The organism is Erwinia plantamica (assembly GCF_043420595.1).
Lineage (GTDB): Bacteria > Pseudomonadota > Gammaproteobacteria > Enterobacterales > Enterobacteriaceae > Erwinia > Erwinia aeris.
Window position 1 is genome coordinate 79,581 of sequence record NZ_JBGCUC010000016.1, and the last position, 23,579, is coordinate 103,159.

Genomic DNA, 23,579 nt, shown 5'->3' on the forward strand with positions numbered 1-23,579 from the left:
GTGTTGCGTCAGCAGGAAAGTGTTAGACTAGGGGATTAAGATTATTTTCAGAGACCTGACGGTTTTTTTCCCCGCGAGGAGTGTGGTTGCACCATGGCAAAAAATAAAAAACGTGGCTTTTTTTCCTGGCTGGGATTAGGACGCGAAGAAAAAGCGCCTGAGGAAGAGGTCCAAACGTCAGAACAGCAGCAGAGCGAAACCGCAGACGCCGCCACGCCCCCTGACGTGGAGCAGCGCGCCGAAGCCGTTGTAGAAGTGACGGAAACCGTCGCTCGCGAGCAGTCTGCACGAGACCCGAACGAACAGGCCAGAACAGAGCCGGAAGCGCGCGTAGCCGCGAAACCTGCGCCGCTGGCGGAAGAACCTGCCGCCAGGACGGAGCCGAAAGAGGAGCTGTTGCCGGAAGAGCTTGCGGTCGCTAAGGCGGAGCCAGAAGAAGAGTGGCTGCCGGAAGCGAGCGTAGCCGCCAGGCCGGAACCGGAAGAAGAGCCGTTGCCGGAAGAGCTTGCGGTCGCTAAGGCGGAACCAGAAGAAGAATGGCTGCCGGAAGAGACGGCGGCCGTACAGGCGGAGCCGGAACCTCTGCCTGAAGAGATTGTTGCCAACGCGCCGGAACCGGAAGAAGCTGCGATCGCCGCCGAACAGGCCGATGACATCACGCCGGAAGAACTGGAAGCCGCCGCGCTCTCTGCCGGTGCCTCAGAAGCTGAGCTGAAGGTCATTGAGGAAGAAGAATCCGTCGCTGCCGCGCTGGTTAAAGTTGAGCAGGCTAACGCCGCTGAAGAGCAGGAGCAGGCTGCGGAAGAGCAGGCGCGTCCGACCAAAGAAGGCTTTTTCGCCCGCCTGAAGCGCAGCCTTGTCAAAACGCGACAGAATTTAGGTTCCGGCTTCGTCAGCCTGTTCCGCGGTAAAAAAATCGATGATGAGCTGTTTGAAGAGCTGGAAGAGCAGCTGCTGATTGCCGACGTAGGCGTCGAGACCACACGCCGCATCATTACCAACCTGACCGCTCAGGCAAGCCGCAAACAGCTGCGCGACGCCGAAGCGCTATACGGGCTGCTGAAGCAGGAAATGGCCGACATTCTGGCGAAAGTCGAGGCGCCGCTGGACGTCACCGGCAAAACGCCGTTCGTTATCCTGATGGTCGGCGTCAACGGCGTGGGTAAAACCACCACCATCGGCAAGCTGGCGCGCCAGTATCAGGCGGAAGGCAAATCGGTCATGCTGGCGGCGGGCGACACCTTCCGCGCGGCAGCGGTCGAACAGCTCCAGGTCTGGGGGCAGCGTAACAACATTCCTGTTGTCGCCCAGCATACCGGCGCGGATTCCGCCTCGGTCATTTTCGATGCGATTCAGGCGGCGAAAGCGCGCAACGTCGACGTCCTGATTGCCGATACGGCAGGCCGTTTGCAGAATAAATCGCACCTGATGGAAGAGCTGAAGAAAATCACGCGCGTGATGAAAAAACTGGACGAGCAGGCGCCGCACGAGGTCATGCTGACCATTGACGCCAGCACCGGCCAGAACGCCATCAGCCAGACTAAGCTGTTCCATGAGGCGGTGGGCCTGACGGGCATCACGCTGACCAAGCTGGACGGCACCGCCAAAGGCGGCGTGATCTTCTCGGTGGCCGATCAGTTCGGTATTCCTATTCGCTACATCGGCGTCGGCGAAGGCATTGAAGATTTACGCTCGTTCAAGGCAGACGATTTTATAGAGGCACTATTTGCCCGAGAGGACTAGTTAGGATGATTCGCTTTGAAGAAGTCAGTAAGGCTTATCTCGGCGGTCGGCAAGCGCTACAGGGAGTGGATTTTCATCTGCAACCGGGAGAAATGGCGTTTCTGACCGGGCATTCCGGGGCGGGGAAAAGCACCCTGCTGAAACTGATCTGCGGCATCGAGCGCCCCAGCGCCGGCCATATCTGGTTCAGCGGGCACGACATCAGCCGCCTGAAGAGCCGGGAAGTGCCTTTTTTACGCCGCCAGATCGGCATGATTTTCCAGGATCACCATCTGCTGATGGACAGGTCCGTCTATGACAACGTGGCTATTCCGCTGATTATCGCGGGCGCAAGCGGGGAAGATATTCGCCGTCGCGTGTCTGCCGCGCTGGATAAAGTCGGTCTGCTGGACAAAGCGAAAAGTTATCCTATTCAGCTGTCGGGCGGCGAACAGCAGCGTGTTGGCATCGCTCGCGCGGTGGTTAACAAGCCTGCGGTGCTGCTGGCGGATGAACCAACCGGCAATCTGGATGAAGCCCTGTCCGAAGATATTCTGCGCCTGTTTGAAGAGTTCAACCGCGTGGGCGTGACCGTGCTGATGGCTACTCACGACCGGGCGCTGATCGCCCGCCGCAACTATCGTCTGATGACGCTGAATCAGGGGCGTCTGCACGGAGGCAACTATGGCGAATAAGCGTAACCCGCGTCCGGCCGCGCCAAAAGCGGCGAAGCAGCCTTCCAAAAGCAAAGCGCTGAAGGGCGGCTGGCAGGAGCAGTGGCGCTATGCGCTGCGCGGCACCCTGTCCGACATGTGGCGTCAGCCGCTGGCGACGCTATTGACGGTGATGGTGATCGCCATCTCTCTGACCTTGCCAAGCGTGTGCTTTATGGTGTGGAAAAACGTCAGCAGCGCGGCGCAGCAGTGGTATCCCGCGCCGCAGCTGACGGTGTATCTGAGCAAAACGCTGGATGACGACGCGGCGGAGAACGTTGTGGCCCAGCTGAAAAAAGAAGAGGGTGTGGATAAGGTTAACTACCTGTCGCGCGAAGAAGCGATGGACGAGTTCCGCAACTGGTCCGGCTTTGGCGGCGCGATGGATATGCTGGAGCAGAATCCGCTGCCGGCCGTAGCCATCATCACGCCGCAAATCAATTTTCAAAACTCAGACACCATGAAGAACCTCAGCTCCCGCGTGGCGAAAGTGCAGGGCGTGGATGAAGTAAAAATGGACGACAGCTGGTTTGCCCGGCTGGCGGCGCTGGCAGGTTTGGTCGGCCAGGTAGCGACCATGATCGGCATCCTGATGATCGTGGCGGTCTTCCTGGTGATCGGCAACAGCGTGCGGCTCAGTATTTTTGCTCGTCGCGACACGATTAACGTGCAGAAGCTGATCGGCGCGACCGACGGCTTTATTCTGCGACCGTTTCTGTATGGCGGCGCGCTGCTGGGCTTCTGCGGCGCGCTGCTGTCGCTGGCGCTGTCCGAAATCCTGGTTTTCCGCCTGGAATCGGTGGTCACCCAGGTTGCCGCCGTGTTCGGCACCACCTTTAGCCTGCACGGGCTGGCCTGGGATGAAAGCCTGCTGCTGCTGCTGATTTCGGCCATGATCGGCTGGGTTGCCGCCTGGCTGGCGACGGTGCAACATTTACGTCGATTTACGCCGCAGTAACCTCTTCTCATTTTTTTTGGTATACTATTCCTCTGTTGCATGAGCATCGTGCCGCAGAGGAAGTCCTCCTCGTAAAAATCTTTCCGGCCTGCTCCCCTTCCCGAGAAATGTGTGTATATTACGCACAGCTGATAGTGAACTTGTGGATAACTTTGTAGTCGAAGTAGCACAGATTGCTCTCCTTTCTCGTTATCGTTCACGTAGTCTTGTGAACCGCTCAGGGAAAGTGCGGCAATATTGCTTAATACAGAGAGGGTTTGAATGACCAAAGAAATGCAAACTTTAGCTATTGCTCCTTTAGGCAACCTGGATTCCTATATCCGGGCGGCTAATGCCTGGCCTGTGCTGACGGCAGAAGAGGAAAAAGCGCTGGCTGAACGGCTGCATTACCAGGGCGATCTGGAAGCAGCCAAGAAGCTGATCCTGTCCCACCTGCGCTTTGTTGTTCATGTCGCTCGTAACTATTCCGGCTACGGTCTGCCGCAGGCGGATCTGATCCAGGAAGGTAACATCGGCCTGATGAAAGCGGTACGCCGCTTTAATCCGGAAGTGGGCGTGCGCCTGGTCTCCTTTGCCGTGCACTGGATCAAAGCCGAAATCCACGAATACGTTTTGCGTAACTGGCGCATCGTTAAGGTCGCTACCACCAAAGCGCAGCGCAAGCTGTTCTTCAACCTGCGTAAAGCCAAGCAGCGTCTGGGCTGGTTTAATCAGGATGAAGTTGAAATGGTGGCGCGCGAGCTGGGCGTAACCAGCAAAGACGTGCTCGAAATGGAGTCGCGCATGGCGGCCCAGGATATGACCTTTGATCCGACGCCGGAAGACGAAGGCGAAGGTCGCTCAATGGCACCAATGCTTTATCTGCAGGACAAATCTTCTGACTTTGCCGACGGCATTGAAGAAGACAACTGGGATAACCACGCCGCAGACAAGCTGAGCGACGCCATGCAGGGCCTGGACGAGCGCAGCCAGGACATTATCCGTGCCCGCTGGCTGGACGATGACAACAAAACCACGCTGCAGGAACTGGCCGACAAATACGGCGTTTCCGCCGAGCGCGTCCGTCAGCTTGAAAAGAACGCGATGAAAAAACTGCGCGTCGCGATTGAAGCGTAATTCGCAGCGGTAAAAAAGGCGGCCTTCGGGTCGCCTTTTTTGTTTTCAGACTCCGCACGCTGCTAAGCTTTCTTATGCTGAAACCCCAGGCCCGACGTGCCAGACCTCAGGTTCGAACCCCAAAGCCCAAAGCCCAAAGCCCAAAGCCAGAATCCTAATCCCGGGCCTGAATCCTGACCCGGACTTTACAGCCCGAGGCCTTATACCTGAAGCGGCTCTTGCTGCCTAAGCCCGCTGCCAAACCCAGCCGTCTGCGTCGGCGATAAATCCTTGCTTGCGCATAAAAGTCGAAAGCCCTTCGTCACCCGTCTTCGCCATCCTCCAGCGTGTTACGGCCGCGTTTTGCGCCAGCACTTCTTCCAGCAGATAGCTGCCGACGCCGCGCCTTCTGGTGACTTCCCGCACCATAAAATCCTTCAGCTCGCCCTGCGCTTCATTCAGCGTCACTTTCACCGCCGCCAGTAGCCGATCGTTGAACTTTGCCGCATAGAGCCGATGACGATCGTCCAGCCTGTTTTCCAGATCTGCCGGATCGTCTTGCGGCCAGATTTTGCTCAGATCCACAAGATCCTGAGCGCTTAAGCGTTGCAGCCTGAGAATAGTCAGTTTCATAAAAAGTTACCGTGCCGACGTGAGAGGCAGATTGTAGCGAAAACGGACGTGAAGAGGCGCGTAACTTTTTTTGTATAAAAACAAAGCAATCTGTCAGGGTGGCGTTTAAAGTTAAAGATAAACGCTGAGTTAATGCGATGAATGCAGAATAACCCGCTGGCTGAATGCCCAAACAGCCCGCATTTGTACCAGTCATTTATGCTAAAGCTGGCGGTAATATCACATGAAGTCAGTTGATTTACAGAAGAAAATTCCTGTTTAATAACCTGAAATTTATAGTCTTATTAATAAAAATGGCTGTATCCCGCGTTAACCTGTTCTTCTTATGGCGTTTATCGACGGGAGCAGTATAAAAAACAGCAAACACAAGATGGGGTAGTCAGGATGAAAATGAAAGGTAGCGCGTTTTTAGCAGGCTGCATGGCGTTGGCGCTCAGTCATGCCGCCGCCGCAGAAGACATTAAAGTAGCCATCGTTGGCGCTATGTCTGGCCCGGTCGCGCAATATGGCGATATGGAGTTCACCGGCGCGAAACAGGCTATTGCCGATATCAATGCCAAAGGCGGCGTCAACGGCAATAAACTGGTCGGCGTGCAGTATGACGACGCCTGCGATCCCAAACAGGCGGTTGCGGTCGCTAACAAAGTTATCAACGACGGCATTCGCTACGTTATCGGCCACCTTTGCTCTTCTTCCACCCAGCCCGCTTCCGATATCTATGAAGACGAAGGCGTACTGATGATTACTCCGGCGGCCACCAACGCCGACCTGACGACCCGTGGCTATAAAATGATTATGCGCACCACGGGCCTGGACTCCGATCAGGGCCCGACCGCGGCGAAATATATTCTTGAACAAATCAAACCGCAGCGTATCGCCGTGATCCACGATAAACAGCAGTACGGCGAAGGGCTGGCGCGCTCCGTGCAGGCGAGCCTGAAAAAATCGGGTGGCAACGTGGTGATGTTTGAAGGCGTGACCGCAGGCGATAAAGACTTCTCCACGCTGGTGGCGCGCCTGAAAAAAGAGAACGTCGATTTTGTCTATTTTGGCGGCTACTACCCGGAAATGGGGCAGATCCTGCGCCAGTCACGCGCGGCCGGGCTGCAAACCCGTTTTATGGGGCCAGAAGGCGTAGGCAACGCTTCGCTCTCTAATATCGCCGGCGCGGCTTCCGAAGGCATGCTGGTTACGCTGCCGAAACGTTACGATCAGGTGCCGACTAACCAACCCGTTGTCGATGCGCTGAAAGCGAAAAAGCTTGATCCAACCGGCCCGTTTGTCTGGACGACCTATGCCGCGCTACAGGCTTTAACCACCGGCATGGAGCGCAGCAAAAGCGCCGAGCCGGAAGAGATTGCTAAAAACCTGAAAGAGGGCGCGCCGGTGCCAACGGTAATGGGTGACTTAAGCTGGGACGCCAAAGGCGATCTGAAAGGCTTTGAGTTCGGCATCTTCACCTGGCATGCCGACGGCTCTTCTACCGCGGTAAAATAATAATAGCGGACGTCATACGCTGACGTCCGTAGCGCGATGCTTCACGGGCTGCCCGCATCATTGCTTACCAGGGTTTGAAGGGGTGGAAATATCGGGGTGCCGGATAGGCCCCGATAACGGACTGCTTTCCGCCCGTGTTGTTAAAGCATCTCTCTTTCCGCCTGGGCGGATAGCAGTAAGGTATTCTTTATGTCCGAGCAGTTTCTCTATTTCCTGCAGCAGATGTTCAACGGCGTCACGTTGGGCAGCACCTATGCGCTGATCGCCATCGGCTACACCATGGTGTACGGCATCATCGGCATGATCAACTTCGCTCACGGCGAAGTGTATATGATCGGCAGCTACGTCTCTTTTATCGTCATTGCCGCGCTGATGATGATGGGCATTGATGCCAGCTGGCTGTTGATCGGCGCCGGTTTTCTGGTGGCTATCGTTATCGCCAGCGCCTATGGCTGGAGCATCGAACGCGTGGCCTATAAGCCCGTGCGTTCCTCCAAGCGGCTGATCGCGTTGATATCCGCCATCGGTATGTCTATTTTTCTGCAAAACTACGTCAGCCTGACTCAGGGCTCGCGCGATCTGGCCCTGCCGGGCCTGGTCAGCGGGCAGTGGACGCTGGGCGTCAGTAACGGTTTTGCCGCCACCATCTCCACTATGCAGGTAGTGATTTGGGTGGTGACCTTTGTCGCGATGCTGGCCCTTACGCTGTTTATCCGCTACTCGCGCATGGGTCGCGCCTGCCGCGCCTGCGCCGAAGATCTGAAAATGGCCAGCCTGCTGGGTATTAACACGGATCGCGTGATCTCGCTGACCTTTGTGATCGGCGCGGCAATGGCGGCGGTAGCGGGCGTTCTGCTGGGCCAGTTCTACGGCGTCATCAATCCTTACATCGGCTTTATGGCCGGGATGAAAGCGTTCACCGCGGCCGTGCTGGGCGGCATAGGCAGCATTCCCGGCGCGATGCTGGGCGGCCTGATCCTGGGTATTGCCGAAGCGCTGACCTCCGCCTACCTCAGCACTGAATATAAAGACGTGGTTTCTTTTGCGCTGCTGATCGTTGTGCTGCTGGTAATGCCAACCGGCATTCTGGGCCGTCCGGAGGTAGAAAAGGTATGAAAAACCTGCTTAACGCCTCTGTTTCCGCGCTGATGCTGGTGGTGCTGGCCGCCTTCTTTATGGGGATGCGCCTTAGCCTGGACGGCACGCATCTGGTGGTTAACAACGCCGGCAGCGTGCGCTGGAACTGGATCGCCCTCGGCTGCGCCGTGGTCTTTTTCTTTCAGCTGCTGCGGCCGGTTTTTCAGCGCGGGCTAAAGAAAATTTCCGCGCCTTCGCTGGTGCTGCCGGGCATTGACGGCTCCACGCCAAAGCAGAAACTCTTTTTGCTGCTGCTGATCGTCGCCGCTGCGGCCTGGCCTTTTATGGTGTCTCGCGGCACGGTCGATATCGCCACGCTGACCCTGATTTATGTAATGCTGGGCCTGGGACTGAACGTGGTGGTCGGGCTTTCCGGCCTGCTGGTGCTGGGCTACGGCGGCTTTTACGCCATCGGCGCCTACACCTTTGCGCTGCTTAATCACTACTTCGGTCTGGGCTTCTGGGAATGTTTGCCGCTGGCGGGCATCGTGGCCGCGCTGTTCGGCCTGCTGCTGGGTTTTCCGGTACTGCGCCTGCGCGGTGATTACCTGGCGATAGTCACGCTGGGCTTTGGCGAAATCGTCCGTATTCTGCTGCTGAACAACACCGAGATCACCGGTGGGCCAAACGGCATCAGCCAGATCCCGAAACCGTCGTTTTTCGGTCTGGAGTTTAACCGCAGCGTGCGCGACGGCGGCTGGGACACCTTCCACCATTTCTTTAACCTGAAATACGATCCCAGCGACCGCATTATCTTTCTCTATATGGTGGCGCTGCTGCTGGTTGTGCTGACGCTGTTTGTGATCAACCGGCTGCTGAGAATGCCGCTGGGTCGCGCCTGGGAAGCGCTGCGCGAGGATGAAATCGCCTGTCGTTCGCTGGGCCTCAGTCCGACGCGCATCAAGCTCACCGCCTTTACCATCAGCGCCGCTTTTGCTGGTTTCGCGGGGAGTCTGTTCGCTGCGCGGCAGGGCTTTGTCAGCCCGGAGTCTTTTACCTTCGCCGAATCGGCCTTTGTGCTGGCTATCGTGGTGTTAGGCGGCATGGGGTCGCAGTTCGCCGTGATCCTCGCTGCCGTGCTGCTGGTGGTTTCACGCGAGCTGATGCGCGATCTGAATGAATACAGCATGCTGGTGCTGGGCGGCCTGATGGTGCTGATGATGATCTGGCGACCGCAGGGCCTGCTGCCGATGCAGCGTCCGCACCTGAAGTTAAAAAGCGTGAAAAAAGGAGAGCAGCCATGAAGCCTTTATTGGCCGTAAACGGCCTGATGATGCGCTTTGGCGGCCTGCTCGCGGTCAACAACGTCGAGCTGGAGCTGCGAGAGCAGGAGATCGTCTCGCTGATTGGCCCCAACGGCGCGGGTAAGACTACGGTATTTAACTGCCTGACCGGTTTTTACCGGCCGACGGGCGGCAGTATCAGGCTGGGCGAGCGCCAGCTGGCGGGCCTGGCGGGGCAGGAGATCGCGCGGATGGGTATCGTGCGCACTTTCCAGCACGTTCGCCTGTTCCGTGAAATGACGGTGATTGAAAACCTGCTGGTAGCGCAGCATCAACATCTGAAAAGTGGCGTGTTTGCCGGACTGCTGAAAACGCCGGGCTTCCGTAAAGCGGAAAGCGAAGCGCTGGACCGGGCGGCCAGCTGGCTGGATCGCGTAGGATTACTGACGCTCGCTAACCGTCAGGCGGGCAATCTGGCCTACGGTCAGCAGCGTCGCCTGGAAATCGCCCGCTGTATGGTTACGCGCCCGCAAATCCTGATGCTGGATGAACCGGCGGCGGGCCTGAACCCCAAAGAGACGCTGGAGCTGGACGAGCTGATCGCCGAGCTGCGCAACGAACACAAGGTGTCGGTACTGTTGATTGAACACGATATGAAACTGGTCATGGGCATTTCCGATCGCATCTATGTGGTCAATCAGGGCACGCCGCTGGCAAACGGCACGCCGGAAGAGATCCGCAACAACCCGGACGTGATCCGCGCTTATCTGGGAGAAGCATAAAATGGCTATGCTTTCTCTGGAAAACGTCAGCGCGCACTATGGAAAAATCCAGGCATTGCACAGCGTCAGTCTGCATATCAATCAGGGCGAAATCGTTACGTTGATTGGGGCTAACGGCGCGGGGAAAACCACCATTCTGGGTACGCTCTGCGGAGAACCGCGTGCGACTCAGGGACGGGTGGTTTTTGACGGCAAGGATATTACCGACTGGCAAACGGCGCGCATTATGCGCGAGGCGATAGCCATCGTGCCGGAAGGCCGCCGGGTCTTTTCCCGCATGACGGTAGATGAGAACCTGGCGATGGGTGGTTTTTTTGCCGATCGTCAGCAGTATCAGTCACGTATCAGGCGCGTCTACGAGCTTTTTCCGCGACTTTATGAACGCCGCGTGCAGCGTGCGGGCACCATGTCCGGTGGCGAACAGCAGATGCTGGCGATTGGCCGCGCGCTGATGAGCCAGCCGCGCCTGCTGCTGCTGGACGAGCCGTCGCTGGGGCTGGCGCCGATCATTATTCAGCAGATCTTCGACACCATCGAGCAGCTACGTCAGGAGGGAATGACCATCTTCCTGGTGGAACAAAACGCCAATCAGGCGCTGAAACTGGCCGATCGCGGTTACGTGCTGGAGAACGGCCACGTGGTGCTGAGCGACAGCGGCGAGGCGCTATTGGCTAACGAAGCGGTACGCAGCGCCTATCTGGGCGGCTGAGATTACGGGGCTGGTTTACCGGCCCCTTTATTATTTCCGGTACTTTTTAATTAATAGTCTGCTTATTTTCCACGTTATTAAAATGTTCTCCCGCTTATTCTCTTTCTGAAGTTTTCTGTATTTATTTTTCAAGCCAACGCTGCGTAACCTTATAAAATGCCGCCTTAAAACATTGCAGATAGCTACGTAGTAGGAGTATGATTTTTGTTCAGCAGTGAATGGAAAACAAGCACAAGGAGAGGCTATGTCGGAACCAAAGGAAGGGCTACTTACTTTTCGTGCGGAAGGCAATAATTTCAGAGGAAGTCGTTATTATTCCAGAGTAATTAACTGGCCTGGCAATGCCTCAGCTTGTCAGGGGGATGTGTCGGGCGTGACGATTGGACGCGGATTCGATATGGGTAGCAGAACCAAAGCGGAATCCTATAGTTATTTGATAAAGGCCGGGGTAGAGGCGAAAAAAGCAGAAAAAATTTCTACAGGTAGCCGGCTTAAATTTTGTCAGGCTGAAAAATTTGTCAGACAGCATAAAAATGAAATTGGTGAGATAACCGAATTACAGCAGCTGATGCTGTTTGAAGCTGTTTACCCTGAATATACTAATAAAGCTAAGCGTTTTTATAATAAATATAAGGGCGCTAATGCGGTAGCCTGGCGGGAGCTACATCCGGTTTTAAAAGAGGTATTTATTGATATGCGCTATCAGGGGGCAATGACAATTGGTTATGTATCCTCTTTTAAGCGTAACGATATTGGCAGTGCTTTAAAATTAATTTAATCGATTGGGGATTTATATGGCAAGGACAGATATATAAGAAGAAGGGAGGCGTTAAAAAATGCTTTATAAAAAAATAAAATTGATGATTGTTATTATGATGAGTATTGTGCCACTGCCCCTATTTTCTCAGGCGTCTACAGTAGAAGAGAGTACCATAGCATTCTGCCTTAATGAAGGCCCTGTTAGCGCTATAGCGGGCTGTTTTACGGCGCTGGAGTTAAAACGTAATGCGGATTACAATCGCACTTACCAAACGTTTATTAATGAAATAATAAAAAATAAAAGTAATTTTTTGAATTACAATGGGTTTCTTCAGAAAACCAAAAAAGCTAAAGGCTATTTTGATAAATATATGCAAAGTGAATGTCAGGCCTGGGCCGATCAGGTTATAATAGATTCGCCAGCATGGCATACGCTTTATAGTCAGTGCATGATAAGATTTTATGAACAACGCATAAATTTTTATAAAAAATATGACTTTCAATAAATCACAGGTTTCATTTCAGGGATGTTTGTGAACGGTCAAGTTCATCACGAAAAAATTGTCGAATACGATTGATCGATAATTATTATAGGGTGTAATTAGATTTGTGTAATACCCTGCTTTTCTATTCTCTTATTAACTACAAAGGCAGGCAAGTTATGGATAACAAACAACGCAAATTTCTTATATTAAATCTGGTAAAATCCTTAAAACCCAAGTGATATCAATCATTTTTCTGGAATGGTGACGAATATAACTAACGACTCTTAATACTGAACTGATCGAAAATTTATTGCGGATATGCACGAAGCAGGCGTATGATTTTTGTTCATATTTGAATGACGAATAAGCACAAGGAGAGGCTATGTCGGAACCAAAGGAAGGGCTACTTACTTTTCGTGCGGAAGGCAATAATTTCAGAGGAAGTCGTTATTATTCCAGAGTTATTCACTGGCCTGGCAATGCCTCAGCTTGTCAGGGGGATGCGTCGGGCGTGACGATTGGACGCGGATTCGATATGGGCAGCAGAACCAAAGCGGAATCCTATAGTTATTTGATAAAGGCTGGGGTAGAGGCGAAAAAAGCAGAAAAAATTTCTACAGGTAGCCAGCTTAAATTTTGTGAGGCTAAAAAATTCGTCAGACAGCATAAAAATGAAATTGGTGAGATAACAGAAGTGCAGCAACTGAAGCTGTTTGAAGCAGTTTATGATGAATATATCATTGATGCAAAAAGATTTTACAATAAGTACCGCAAGCCTGCCTCGATCTCATGGTTGGATTTAGACCAAAGAATTAAAGATGTTTTTATTGATATGAAGTACCAGGGCGTGCTTCGTACTGGCATGGTCAGATTTTTTTCAAATAATGACAAGAATGATGTTGTCAGGCTGATAAAAACGCACTCCCGACTGAAAAAAGATGATGAAAATCGGCAAAGGATAAAATATTTATTGGAAAATAGAAAATGAAAATAAAGTTGATTCTTATAATTCTGTTGGCACTGTTTTATACCGCTCCTTGCACTGTAAACGCGCAGGTTGAGTTTGAACAGGTGAACTTTATCGGAGGTGCTTATAATATATATATCAACGATAGTGACTGCCAGGTTTTGACTGATTGCAAAAAAGTTAAAGCTGAAATAGTTGATAAGGGAAAAAAGGAAAAGTATAGCGTCTTTGGGGAGACTATTACAACAGGATTCGGGCGTAATCTAAGAGGATATAATTTTTATCGAGGAAACTATAAGTATGAAATATTTCGCCCAGAGACAAGATTAAACAATCAGTCAGACCTGAGTAAATGGGTTTTAACCATTTACAAAAAAAATGGTCGTGAGGGTTTTAACAAAATTTTTAGCGAGGAAGGCGAGATGAATATTTGATACTTCCTCAATCAAACCGCGCAGAAGAATTTCATGCTGTGCTTAGCTGTATTTGTAACGATAACCTGTTATCGCCGTTATCGCCGTTATCGCCGTTATCGCCGTTATCGCCGTTATCGCCGTTATCGTCGCCACCTCCGTCTTCTCTCCGTCACCAGCCCGTCATCCGGCTGTCATGCCATTGTTATCTTTCCGTCATTTTTGCATGTCATTTTACCTGCCGAAGCGTTACAGGGCGCGGCTTTGCGCGTAACAACACCGGGTACAGGAAACCGACATGCCATTGTTCTTCCGACATACCATATGTATTGCACTGGGGCTGGCCTTTAGCGCACAGGCGCTGGCTGTCACCGAGATCCCTTTCTGGCACTCGATGGAGGGCGAGCTGGGCGTAGAGGTCAATTCGCTGGCGCAGCGCTTTAACCAATCGCACCCTGATTACAAAATCGTGCCTACCTATAAAGGTAACTACGAGCAAAGCCTGGCTGCGGGGATCGCCGCCGTGCGTTCTGACCGCGCACCTGCCATTCTTCAGGTTTATGAAGTCGGCACCGCCACGATGATGGCTTCACGGGCAATTGTGCCGGTGTACGAGGTTTTTAAAAACGCGGGTATTGCCTTCGATGAAAAACAGTTTGTGCCGACGGTAGCGGGCTATTACAGCGATGCCAAAACCGGCCATCTGATCTCCCAGCCTTTCAACAGTTCTACGCCGGTGCTTTATTACAACAAGGACGCTTTTAAAAAAGCGGGTCTGGATCCGGAGCAGCCGCCGAAAACCTGGCAGGCGCTGGCTAAAGATGCCGAAGCGCTGCGTAAAGCAGGCATGAGCTGCGGCTATGCCAGCGGCTGGCAGGGCTGGATCCAGATCGAGAACTTCAGCGCCTGGCACGGCCTGCCGGTCGCTACAAAAAACAATGGCTTTGACGGCACCGATGCAGAGCTGGAATTTAATAAGTCGACCCAGGTACGCCATATTCAGCAGCTCGCAGAGATGAATAAAAAAGGCGACTTTACCTATTTTGGCCGTAAAGACGAATCCACCGCCAAGTTCTATAACGGCGACTGCGGTATCACCACGGCATCCTCCGGCTCGCTGGCCGATATCCGTCACTATGCCAAATTTAACTATGGCGTCGGCATGATGCCGTACGACGAGACGGTGCCGAATGCCCCGCAAAACGCCATTATCGGCGGCGCCAGCCTGTGGGTAATGAAAGGGAAAGATGAAGCGACCTATAAAGGCGTGGCATCGTTTATGCAGTTCCTGACACAGCCGGAAATCGCCGCCGAATGGCACCAGAAAACAGGCTATCTGCCGATCACCACGGCGGCCTACGAGCTGACCCGTCAGCAGGGCTTCTACGAGAAAAATCCGGGCGCCGATATCGCTACGCGTCAGATGCTGAACAAGCCGCCGCTGCCGTTCACTAAAGGGATGCGGCTGGGCAATATGCCGCAGATCCGCACTATCGTGGATGAGGAGCTGGAAGGCGTCTGGACCGGCAAAAAAACGCCGCAGGCCGCGCTGGATAACGCAGTGAAGCGTGGCAATCTCCTGCTCAGGCGCTTTGAGCAAACCGTTAAGCCATAATCTGTAGCGCTGCCGTGCTATACAGCGTACGGCAGCGCCTCGCTAAAACCCTCGCGCCGCACCGTTATCGAGCTTTATATGTCCTCTTCACGCCCTGTTTTTCGTTCACGCTGGCTGCCTTATTTATTAATGTTGCCGCAGCTGTTGATTACGCTGATTTTTTTCCTGTGGCCCGCTGGTGAAGCCTTATGGTATTCGGTGCAGCGCGTCGATCCTTTTGGTCTTTCCAGCACGTTTGTCGGCATGGAAAATTTCACCAGGCTGCTGGACGATGAGTACTATCTCGATTCCTTTAAAACCACGCTGATTTTTAGCGGCCTGGTTACGGTCATCGGCCTGATCGTTTCGCTGTTTTTTGCCGCGCTGACCGATCATGTCCTGCGCCTGAAGCGCTTTTACCAGACGCTGTTTCTGCTGCCTTATGCAGTAGCGCCTGCGGTAGCGGCGGTGCTGTGGATGTTCCTGTTCAGTCCGGGGCAGGGCCTGATTACGCATTTTCTGGCGCAGCTGGGCTATAGCTGGAACCATGCGCAAAACAGCGGCCAGGCGATGACGCTGGTCGTGCTGGCTTCCGTCTGGCAGCAAATGAGCTATAACTTCCTGTTCTTTTTTGCGGCGCTTCAGTCCATTCCCAAATCGCTGATCGAAGCGGCGGCTATCGACGGCGCAGGCCCGGTACGCCGTTTTTTTTACCTCTCGCTGCCGCTGATTACGCCGGTGGGCTTCTTTCTGGTGGTGGTCAATCTGGTATACGCCTTCTTTGACACTTTCCCGGTGATCGATGCCGCCACGGGCGGCGGGCCGGTGCAGTCCACCACCACGCTTATCTACAAAATCTATCGCGAAGGCTTTGCCGGTCTGGATCTCTCTTCTTCTTCCGCACAGTCGGTGGTGCTGATGGTGTTGGTCATCGGGCTGACGGTGATCCAGTTCCGTTTTGTTGAGAAAAAGGTGCGCTACCAATGATTGAAAACCGACGCGGGCTGGCCCTTTTCAGTCAGATCATGCTGGGTCTGGGCGCGCTTACCGTGCTGTTTCCGCTCTATGTCGCTTTTGTGGCCGCTACGCTGAACGACAGCGAGGTGTTCCGGGTACCGATGTCGCTGATCCCCGGCCGTTCGCTGTGGCACAACGTGAGCTTTATCTGGCAGCACGGCGTGGGACAGAACAGCGCGCCTTTCGGCAGGATGCTGTTTAACAGCACGCTGATGGCGCTGGCGATAACCACAGGGAAGATTTCGGTTTCTATCCTCTCCGCTTTTGCGCTGGTCTGGTTTCGCTTTCCGCTGCGCGGCCTGTTTTTCTGGATGATTTTTATCACGCTGATGCTGCCGGTCGAGGTGCGCATTTTCCCGACGGTAGAAGTGATTGCAGACCTGAAGATGCTGGATAGCTATAGCGGGCTGACGCTGCCGCTGATGGCCTCCGCCACCGCCACCTTCCTGTTTCGCCAGTTTTTTATGACGCTGCCTGACGAGCTGGTCGAAGCGGCGCGCATCGACGGCGCCGGGCCAATGCGCTTCTTTTGGGACATTGTGCTGCCGCTGTCGAAAACCAATCTGGCCGCGCTGTTTGTTATCACCTTTATCTATGGCTGGAACCAGTATCTCTGGCCGCTGCTGATTATTAATGATGTTGATTTGGGCACCGCCGTGGCGGGCATTCGCAGCATGATCGGCACCGGCGACGGCACGCCCACGCAGTGGAATCTGGTGATGGCCGCAATGCTGCTGACCATGATCCCGCCGGTAGTGATTGTTTTAGTGATGCAGCGCGCTTTCGTTCGCGGGCTGGTAGAGAGCGAGAAATAGCATGGCAGGGGTAAAATTTCAGGCCGTTACCAAAACGTACGACGGTAAAAACCAGATTATTCAGCCGCTTGACGTCGATATTCGCGACGGTGAGTTTATGGTGATGGTTGGCCCTTCCGGCTGCGGTAAATCGACGCTGTTGCGCATGGTCGCCGGGCTGGAAAGGGTCAGCAGCGGCGATATCTATATCGACAGCGAACGCGTCACCGAGCGGGAGCCGAAAGATCGCGGCATCGCGATGGTTTTCCAGAACTATGCGCTTTATCCCCATATGAGCGTGGAAGAAAACATGGCATGGGGGCTGAAAATTCGCGGCATGGGCAAAGCGCATATCCGCCAGCGCGTGCTGGAAACGGCGAAAAGCCTGGAGCTGGAAGCGCTGCTGCACCGTCGTCCGCGCGAGCTTTCCGGCGGTCAGCGGCAGCGGGTGGCGATGGGGCGCGCTATCGTTCGCGAACCGGCGGTTTTCCTGTTTGATGAGCCGTTATCAAATCTGGACGCGCGGCTGCGGGTGCAGATGCGGCTGGAGCTACAGCAGCTGCATCGTCGCCTGCAGACTACCAGCCTGTACGTGACGCACGATCAGGTGGAGGCGATGACGCTGGCGCAGCGGGTGATGGTGATGAACAAAGGCGTGCTGGAGCAGCTGGGCACGCCGGTAGAGATTTATGAGCGTCCGGCCACGCGCTTCGTTGCCAGCTTTATTGGCGCGCCTGCGATGAACCTGCTGGAAGGCGAGATCGATCCGACCGGCACGCGGCTGCTGCTGGGCGACAGCGCCGTGCCGCTGCCTCAGGCCAGGCCGCAGTGGGCCGGACGCCGATTGACGTTGGGGATCCGCCCGGAGCATATTAAGCTGGCCGATCGGCAAAGCGGGCTGGCGCTGACGGTGGAAACGCTGGAAATGCTGGGCGCGGACAACCTGGCGCACGGGCGCTGGGGCGGCCACAATATGGTGGTGCGGCTGCCGCACATCGAGCGCCCGGCTATCGGCAGCCTGCTGTGGCTACAGCTGCCGGCTGATTCGCTACACTTCTTTGATACGGACAACGGACAACGGCTCGAATGACTGCTAAAGCCTGGCCTTACCCGACCATCGTCGCGCATCGCGGCGGCGGCAAGCTGGCCCCGGAAAACACCCTCGCCGGTATTGATACCGGCGCGCGGCTGGGGCACAAGATGATTGAGTTCGACGTCAAGCTCTCGCTGGACGGCGAAATTTTTTTGCTGCATGACGACACGCTCGACAGAACCAGCAACGGCTGGGGCATCGCCGGACAGCTGCCATGGGAAAAGCTGATCCAGCTGGATGCGGGCGGCTGGTTTGGCAAAGATTTCACCAGCGAGCGTCTGCCGCTGCTGTCTCAGGTGGCGCAGCGCTGCGCTTCTTACGGCATGATGGCAAATATTGAAATCAAGCCCACAACCGGTCTGGAAGCGGAAACCGGACGCGTGGTGGCGCTGGCCGCGCGCGAGCTGTGGCATTGGCAGACCGCACCGCTGCTCTCCTCGTTCTCTTTTGAAGCGCTGGAAGCCGCCATGCAGGCCGCGCCGGAGCTGCCGCGCGGGTTGCTGCTGCACGAATGGCATGACGACTGGCAGCAGCTGACGCAGCGGCTGGATTGCGTCTCGGTACATTTCAATCATAAGGTTCTGGATCGGGAGAGAGTGGCGGCGCTCAAAGCGGCGGAGCTGCGGATTCTGGTTTATACGGTTAATCAACCCGAAAGGGCAAAAGAGCTGCTGGACTGGGGCGTTGACGCCATCTGTACCGACCGCATTGACCTGATAGGCGCAGATTTCACTTGAAGACGCTGATACAGCTAGCGCCTTACTGAACGCGCGCCGGCTGCTGGCCTGACCTTAATGTGTATTCTGGCTGAGTGGTGCTGCCGGGCTGCGATTGATAGCACCGAATCGTCGAACCGACGCGATTCGGCTACAGTCCCATCTTAATCCCTATTCTGCTGCACCAACGGCTGAGTAATGCTACCGGGCGGTGATTGATATCGCCGGATCGTCCAACTGGGGCAATCCGGCTGTTGGCCTGACCTTAATTTGTATTCTGCTGCACCGACGGCTGAGTAGTGCTGCCGGGCTGCGTCTGCAACACGCGCTGGGAAGCGCTGTTACGCTGATCCTGCACCTTTCGCTGTAGCTGCTGGCTTTGCTGCTGCTGATCCTGCTGCAGTTTCCGCTGTTGCTGAACCTGCTGCGTCTGCATCTGCTGCTGCATCCGCTGCGAGCTGGGGTTATAGCCCGGCTGGTTAGGCTGATTATTATTTAGCATATTGGCCATGCCGCTTAACGGCAGCAGCGCGGCACACACGAGTAACCATTTCATCAAATACCTCCCTAAGCTGTCTATCCAGTGTATGTCAGCCGCGCTGTTCTGGCCTGAGGGCCAGTCTGAATTTGTAGGTTTTCTCGCCTTTTCGCTTGTTTTGTGCATAGTTAGAGACGGTAAACAAACGTAAATAATTCTAATAAGAGGTGAATATGGGGCAGGGCAGAGTGACGCTGGCAGCATCGTTGATAGCAGGACTGATTTTCTGGCAGGGCGCGACGGCAGCGCCCACCACGCCGCCAATCTCGTACGGCGTGGACGCCGATACTTTCCATCCGGTAAAAGAGCAGCACGGCATGGTGGCCTCGGTAGATGCGCTCGCCACCCAGGCAGGCGTGGATGTGCTGAAACGCGGCGGCAATGCGGTAGATGCCGCCATCGCCGTCGGCTATGCGCTGGCCGTCACGCATCCGCAGGCCGGTAACCTTGGCGGCGGCGGTTTTATGCTAATCCGTACCGCTTCCGGCCACGCTACCGCCATTGATTTTCGTGAAATGGCACCGATTAAAGCCAGTCGCGATATGTTTTTAGACGCCCAGGGCAACGCCGACGGTAAAAAGTCGCTGACCTCCCATCTGGCTTCCGGCGTGCCGGGCACCGTGGCCGGTTTCGCGCTGGCGAATAAAGAGTACGGCACGTTGCCGCTGGCGCAGCTGATCGCACCGGCCATCAGGCTGGCGGAAAAAGGCATCGTGGTTAACGAAGCGCTGGCTGATGATTTGAAAGTGTACGGCAAAGAAGTGCTGATTACGCACCCCAACAGTAAAGCCGTTTTTTATAAAGCAGACGGCCAGCCCTACGCGCGCGGCGAAAAGCTGGTGCAGCATAATCTTGCCCGTAGCCTGCGGCTGATTGCGACGCAAGGCCCGGACGCTTTCTATAAAGGGGAGATCGCCTCGGAAATCGCCGCGGAAATGGCGGCGAACGGCGGCCTGATCGGCAAAGCGGATCTGGCCAATTATAAAGCGGTCGAGCGTAAGCCCATCAGCGGCACCTATCGCGGTTATGAAGTCTTTTCTATGCCGCCGCCTTCTTCCGGCGGGATCCATATAGTGGAAATCCTCAATATCCTGGAAAACTTCGATCTGGCGAAAATGGGCTTTGGCAGCGCCGACGCTATGCAGGTGATGGCGGAAGCGGAAAAACATGCCTACGCCGATCGTTCTGAGTATCTGGGCGATCCTGATTTTGTGAAAGTGCCGTGGCAGGCGCTGACCAGTAAAGCCTATGCGAAATCGCTGGCCCAGCAGATTGACGTGAACAAAGCGCTGCCTTCGACAGAGATTAAACCCGGCAAGCTGGCGCCTTATGAGAGCAATCAGACCACGCATTTTTCCGTGGTCGATAAGCAGGGTAATGCGGTCGCGGTGACCTATACGCTGAACACCTATTTTGGCAGCGGGATCGTGGCGGGCAAGAGCGGCATTTTGCTCAACAACGAAATGGACGATTTTTCCGCCAAGCCGGGCACGCCGAATATTTATGGTCTGGTCGGCGGCGAGGCAAATGCGGTGCAGCCTTACAAAAGGCCGCTCTCTTCCATGTCGCCGACCATCGTCGCCAAAGACGGCAAAACCTGGCTGGTGACGGGCAGTCCGGGCGGCAGCCGTATTATTACAACCGTGCTGCAAATGGTCGTTAACAGCATCGATTTCGGTATGAACGTGGCGGAAGCGACCAACGCGCCGCGCTTTCATCATCAGTGGTTGCCGGATCAGCTGCGCGTGGAGAAAGGCTTCAGCCCGGATACGCTGAAGCTGCTGGAGGCAAAAGGGCAGCACGTTAAGGTACTGCCTGCGATGGGCAGCACGCAGAGCATTATGATCGGCCCGGACGGCACCCTGTATGGCGCTTCCGATCCTCGCTCTGTTGACGATCTGACGGCAGGTTATTAACGAGAAGGGGCGATATTTTATCGCCCCTGTGTTTTAAGCGGCGCGCAAACGCGCCATATAGAGCGCATCCACCTGTTTGCCGTTGCGTACGGCATAGCGTCGCGCCACGCCTTCCGTTTCAAAACCAAACCGCTGATACAATCTTACCGCCGTGTCGTTGTCGGCAAATACCGTCAGCTCAATGCGCTCGACGCTCAGCCAGCTATCGCACAGGCTGACCATCTCCTGCATCAATGCGGAGGCCACGCCGCGACCACGGTAGTGATAATCGACGCAGAGTCCAAAAGTCGCGGTATGCCGCCGACGCGCGCGGCCGTTAACCTCCAGATATAAGTCGCCGACCACCTGTTCATCAACGCAGGCGACCAGCCGCTGCATGCCGGGCTGAAGTTTCTGTAGACGTTCCTGAACAAGCTGAAGCGAGGGATGAGGAAGCTGTAGCGTGTCGGTGTAGGTTTCCGGCTGGCTGACAATACGATGCAGCGCGGCAGCGTCTTCAACGACGGCGTGTCTTATCACTATCTCACTCATTCTCTCGCTCCTTTTGGTTATTTCCTGCTTAAATTCAGGGGATTCTGGCGCAAAAGCAAGCGAAAAAAATGCCGCAGAGGCTTTACAAGTGCGAATGATAATGATTATTATTGTCATGCGTTTTCGACTTGGGCTTCACGGACCGGTCGGGAAGGCACGACATTGCTCACATTGCTTCCAATATTATTTAGCCAGCTCGGGTGCTGGCTTTTTTTTTGCCTGCCCGGCGGCAACCTCCGTTTTCTCCCTTCTTATCTGCTTGCGCAAACGGTCTGAAAGACGCCTGTTAATTTCATCGAATAATTTGAACAGAGGAGACAATTTTCTCCGCTATCTTCCCGGTCAGCACAGGTCCAGACTATGTGAAAACGTTGAGGAGGATTGAACATGATTTACTTACGCAAAGCACAAGAACGCGGTCACGCTAACCACGGCTGGCTGGACAGCTGGCACACGTTTTCTTTCGCTAACTACTACGACGCCAACTTTATGGGCTTCTCGGCGCTGCGAGTGATTAACGAAGATGTTATTGATGGCGGCCAGGGCTTCGGCACTCATCCCCATAAAGATATGGAAATCCTGACGTATGTGCTTTCCGGTACCGTTGAGCATGAAGACAGCATGGGCAATAAGGAGCAGATCCCGGCGGGCGAGTTCCAGATTATGAGCGCCGGCACCGGCGTGCGTCACTCTGAGTACAACGCCAGCAAAGACGTGCCGCTGCACCTGTATCAGATCTGGATTATTCCGGAAAGAACGGGCATCACGCCACGTTACGATCAGCGTCGTTTCGCGGATGTTCAGGGCCGCCAGCTGGTGCTGTCGCCGGATGCGCGTGAAGGCTCGCTGAAAGTTTATCAGGATATGACGCTTTCCCGCTGGGTGCTGAAGCAGGGCGAGCAGGATACCGTACAGGTTGAGCCGAACCGTCGTATCTGGATCCAGGTGGTGAAAGGCGACGTCACGGTCAACGGCGAAAAAGCGGGCACCAGCGATGCTTTCGCTATCTGGGATGAAGCTTCGCTGAGCCTGGAAGCCGCCAGCGACGCCGAAATCCTGCTGTTCGATCTGCCGCCGGTTTAAGATCACACTTTGGGCGCGGCCTGCCGCGCCCTTCACCGTTTTCCCGCCAATTTTGTTACACTCAAGCGATCCACCCTCTGACTCCCTGAAAATAATGAAGAAGAAAAGACCGGTGCTACAGGACGTTGCCGATCGTGTGGGCATCACCAAGATGACCGTCAGCCGCTATCTGCGCAATCCCGATCAGGTTTCCGTTGCCTTGCAAAGCCGTATTGCCGCCGCGCTCGATGAGCTGGGCTATATCCCTAACCGCGCGCCCGATATTTTATCTAACGCCACCAGCCGGGCGATCGGCGTGCTGCTGCCTTCTCTTACCAACCAGGTTTTCGCCGACGTGCTGCGCGGCATCGAAGCCGTAACCGATGCGGCAGGTTATCAGACCATGCTGGGCCATTTTGGCTACAGCGCGGAAAAAGAAGAGCTACAGATGCGCTCGCTGCTGGGCTGGAATATCGACGGGCTGATCCTGACCGAACGCACCCACACGCCAGCCAGCCTGCGGATGATCGAAACCGCAGGGATCCCGGTGCTGGAGATGATGGACTGCGTTTCGCCTTGCCTGGATCTGGCGGTAGGGTTTGATAACGTCGAGGCGGCGCGGCAGATGACCCACGCTATCCTGCGCAAGGGACATCGCCGCACGGTTTATCTGGGGGCGAGGCTGGACGAACGTACTTTGCTGAAGCATCAGGGTTATGAACAGGCGATGCGCGAAGCGAACCTGGAGCCGCGCAGCATCATGATGGAAGAAGCCTCTTCTTTTTCGATGGGCGGCACGCTGATGCTGGCGGCGCAGCAGCGCTATCCTGATACAGACAGTCTGTTTTGCACCAACGATGATTTAGCGATAGGCGCCATGTTTGAATGCCAGCGGCAGGGGCTGCGCGTGCCGCAGGATATTGCTATCGCGGGCTTCCACGGCCACGACATCACCCAGGTGGTCACGCCAGAGCTGGCCACCGTGCTGACGCCGCGTGAAAAAATGGGGCAGGTTTCCGCCTCGCTCCTGCTGGCGCGCATTCGCGGCGAGCAAACCGGATCGCAGCAGATCGACGTCGGCTTTACGATTTCTGAAGGCGGCAGTATTTGATTCCATAGAGCCGATCCCGTCGGCTCTGTTTGATCCCATAGAGCCGATCTGCCCGGTTCTTTGTCCCTTTGTGCCGCAGCCACTCCTAATCTGTCATTTTTTTGAACCATCTCA

The 23,579-nt window shown here is 55.0% G+C and carries 24 protein-coding genes; 21 read left to right on the forward strand and 3 right to left on the reverse strand.

The annotated features are described in order from the left end of the window. Positions 1-93 precede the first annotated feature (93 nt). The 4 genes from ftsY (at position 94) to rpoH (ending at position 4,509) form a co-directional block, all read left to right on the forward strand. Positions 94-1,743: a signal recognition particle-docking protein FtsY gene (gene ftsY, locus AB3U87_RS16620; protein ID WP_394149797.1), complete on the forward strand. Its 1,650-nt coding sequence runs from the start codon at positions 94-96 to the stop codon at positions 1,741-1,743. Positions 1,744-1,748: 5 nt separating this feature from the next. Then, positions 1,749-2,417, forward strand: a complete 669-nt coding sequence (gene ftsE / locus AB3U87_RS16625; protein WP_125289938.1) for a cell division ATP-binding protein FtsE — start codon at positions 1,749-1,751, stop codon at positions 2,415-2,417. Continuing rightward, positions 2,407-3,393, forward strand: coding sequence for a permease-like cell division protein FtsX (ftsX, locus tag AB3U87_RS16630; RefSeq protein WP_394149799.1), 987 nt, complete (start codon positions 2,407-2,409; stop codon positions 3,391-3,393). Before ftsE ends, ftsX begins: the two co-directional genes overlap by 11 nt. 261 nt (positions 3,394-3,654) lie before the next feature. After that, on the forward strand, positions 3,655-4,509 hold the full coding sequence (gene rpoH, locus AB3U87_RS16635) for an RNA polymerase sigma factor RpoH (RefSeq protein ID WP_125289936.1): 855 nt from the start codon (positions 3,655-3,657) through the stop codon (positions 4,507-4,509). 225 nt (positions 4,510-4,734) lie between these two features. Here the strand turns inward: rpoH and panM are convergent, their stop codons facing one another. Next, entirely contained in the window at positions 4,735-5,121 is a 387-nt protein-coding gene (gene panM / locus AB3U87_RS16640) for an aspartate 1-decarboxylase autocleavage activator PanM (RefSeq protein WP_253457491.1), read from the reverse strand. A 384-nt stretch (positions 5,122-5,505) separates the two neighbouring features. On the opposite strand from panM, the gene AB3U87_RS16645 reads away from it, so the two are divergent. The 14 genes from AB3U87_RS16645 (at position 5,506) to ugpQ (ending at position 18,328) form a co-directional block, all read left to right on the forward strand. After that, entirely contained in the window at positions 5,506-6,618 is a 1,113-nt protein-coding gene (locus AB3U87_RS16645; RefSeq protein ID WP_253457494.1) for a branched-chain amino acid ABC transporter substrate-binding protein, read from the forward strand. A gap of 189 nt (positions 6,619-6,807) precedes the next feature. Continuing rightward, entirely contained in the window at positions 6,808-7,734 is a 927-nt protein-coding gene (gene livH / locus AB3U87_RS16650; RefSeq protein ID WP_125289933.1) for a high-affinity branched-chain amino acid ABC transporter permease LivH, read from the forward strand. Continuing rightward, positions 7,731-8,999 carry a high-affinity branched-chain amino acid ABC transporter permease LivM gene (locus AB3U87_RS16655; protein WP_253457497.1) on the forward strand — a complete coding sequence of 423 codons (1,269 nt, stop codon included), beginning with the start codon at positions 7,731-7,733 and terminating at the stop codon, positions 8,997-8,999. Before livH ends, AB3U87_RS16655 begins: the two co-directional genes overlap by 4 nt. Next, complete coding sequence (gene livG / locus AB3U87_RS16660; RefSeq protein WP_253457500.1) at positions 8,996-9,760, forward strand: high-affinity branched-chain amino acid ABC transporter ATP-binding protein LivG; 765 nt, start codon at positions 8,996-8,998, stop codon at positions 9,758-9,760. Before AB3U87_RS16655 ends, livG begins: the two co-directional genes overlap by 4 nt. 1 nt (position 9,761) lies before the next feature. After that, positions 9,762-10,469 (forward strand): high-affinity branched-chain amino acid ABC transporter ATP-binding protein LivF, encoded by a 708-nt coding sequence (gene livF / locus AB3U87_RS16665; protein ID WP_253457502.1) that lies wholly within the window; start codon positions 9,762-9,764, stop codon positions 10,467-10,469. 244 nt (positions 10,470-10,713) lie between these two features. After that, the gene (locus AB3U87_RS16670) at positions 10,714-11,247 is read left to right on the forward strand and encodes a lysozyme family protein (protein WP_394149804.1); all 534 of its coding nucleotides are present in this window, start codon (positions 10,714-10,716) and stop codon (positions 11,245-11,247) included. A gap of 58 nt (positions 11,248-11,305) precedes the next feature. Continuing rightward, the gene (locus tag AB3U87_RS16675) at positions 11,306-11,734 is read left to right on the forward strand and encodes a hypothetical protein (RefSeq protein WP_301251872.1); all 429 of its coding nucleotides are present in this window, start codon (positions 11,306-11,308) and stop codon (positions 11,732-11,734) included. A 361-nt stretch (positions 11,735-12,095) separates the two neighbouring features. Then, a complete protein-coding gene (locus tag AB3U87_RS16680) occupies positions 12,096-12,701 on the forward strand; it encodes a pesticin C-terminus-like muramidase (RefSeq protein WP_394149806.1) in 606 nt (201 codons plus the stop codon). Further along, positions 12,698-13,114: a hypothetical protein gene (locus AB3U87_RS16685; protein ID WP_394149808.1), complete on the forward strand. Its 417-nt coding sequence runs from the start codon at positions 12,698-12,700 to the stop codon at positions 13,112-13,114. Before AB3U87_RS16680 ends, AB3U87_RS16685 begins: the two co-directional genes overlap by 4 nt. 277 nt (positions 13,115-13,391) lie before the next feature. After that, positions 13,392-14,708, forward strand: a complete 1,317-nt coding sequence (gene ugpB, locus AB3U87_RS16690; protein ID WP_253457517.1) for a sn-glycerol-3-phosphate ABC transporter substrate-binding protein UgpB — start codon at positions 13,392-13,394, stop codon at positions 14,706-14,708. 78 nt (positions 14,709-14,786) lie between these two features. Next, on the forward strand, positions 14,787-15,674 hold the full coding sequence (ugpA, locus tag AB3U87_RS16695) for a sn-glycerol-3-phosphate ABC transporter permease UgpA (RefSeq protein WP_301730919.1): 888 nt from the start codon (positions 14,787-14,789) through the stop codon (positions 15,672-15,674). Next, the gene (gene ugpE, locus AB3U87_RS16700) at positions 15,671-16,519 is read left to right on the forward strand and encodes a sn-glycerol-3-phosphate ABC transporter permease UgpE (RefSeq protein ID WP_253457522.1); all 849 of its coding nucleotides are present in this window, start codon (positions 15,671-15,673) and stop codon (positions 16,517-16,519) included. The genes ugpA and ugpE overlap by 4 nt, the downstream gene beginning before the upstream one ends. Before the next feature lies 1 nt (position 16,520). After that, entirely contained in the window at positions 16,521-17,588 is a 1,068-nt protein-coding gene (locus AB3U87_RS16705) for a sn-glycerol-3-phosphate import ATP-binding protein UgpC (RefSeq protein ID WP_394149811.1), read from the forward strand. Further along, positions 17,585-18,328: a glycerophosphodiester phosphodiesterase gene (gene ugpQ / locus AB3U87_RS16710; protein WP_394149813.1), complete on the forward strand. Its 744-nt coding sequence runs from the start codon at positions 17,585-17,587 to the stop codon at positions 18,326-18,328. The genes AB3U87_RS16705 and ugpQ overlap by 4 nt, the downstream gene beginning before the upstream one ends. 244 nt (positions 18,329-18,572) lie before the next feature. Here ugpQ and AB3U87_RS16715 read toward each other — a convergent pair whose 3' ends face one another. Next, positions 18,573-18,863 carry a DUF2756 domain-containing protein gene (locus tag AB3U87_RS16715; protein ID WP_253457530.1) on the reverse strand — a complete coding sequence of 97 codons (291 nt, stop codon included), beginning with the start codon at positions 18,861-18,863 and terminating at the stop codon, positions 18,573-18,575. 155 nt (positions 18,864-19,018) lie between these two features. On the opposite strand from AB3U87_RS16715, the gene ggt reads away from it, so the two are divergent. Next, complete coding sequence (ggt, locus tag AB3U87_RS16720; RefSeq protein WP_394149816.1) at positions 19,019-20,761, forward strand: gamma-glutamyltransferase; 1,743 nt, start codon at positions 19,019-19,021, stop codon at positions 20,759-20,761. A gap of 33 nt (positions 20,762-20,794) precedes the next feature. On the opposite strand, the gene AB3U87_RS16725 is transcribed toward ggt, so the two are convergent. Continuing rightward, positions 20,795-21,292, reverse strand: a complete 498-nt coding sequence (locus AB3U87_RS16725; protein ID WP_301251861.1) for a GNAT family N-acetyltransferase — start codon at positions 21,290-21,292, stop codon at positions 20,795-20,797. Positions 21,293-21,679: 387 nt separating this feature from the next. Here AB3U87_RS16725 and AB3U87_RS16730 point away from each other — a divergent pair, with 387 nt between their 5' ends. Together AB3U87_RS16730 and gntR are read left to right on the forward strand one after the other, a co-directional pair. Continuing rightward, entirely contained in the window at positions 21,680-22,375 is a 696-nt protein-coding gene (locus AB3U87_RS16730) for a pirin family protein (RefSeq protein ID WP_253457539.1), read from the forward strand. 94 nt (positions 22,376-22,469) lie between these two features. Continuing rightward, on the forward strand, positions 22,470-23,465 hold the full coding sequence (gene gntR / locus AB3U87_RS16735; RefSeq protein WP_253457542.1) for a gluconate operon transcriptional repressor GntR: 996 nt from the start codon (positions 22,470-22,472) through the stop codon (positions 23,463-23,465). The last annotated feature ends 114 nt before the right edge of the window (positions 23,466-23,579 follow it).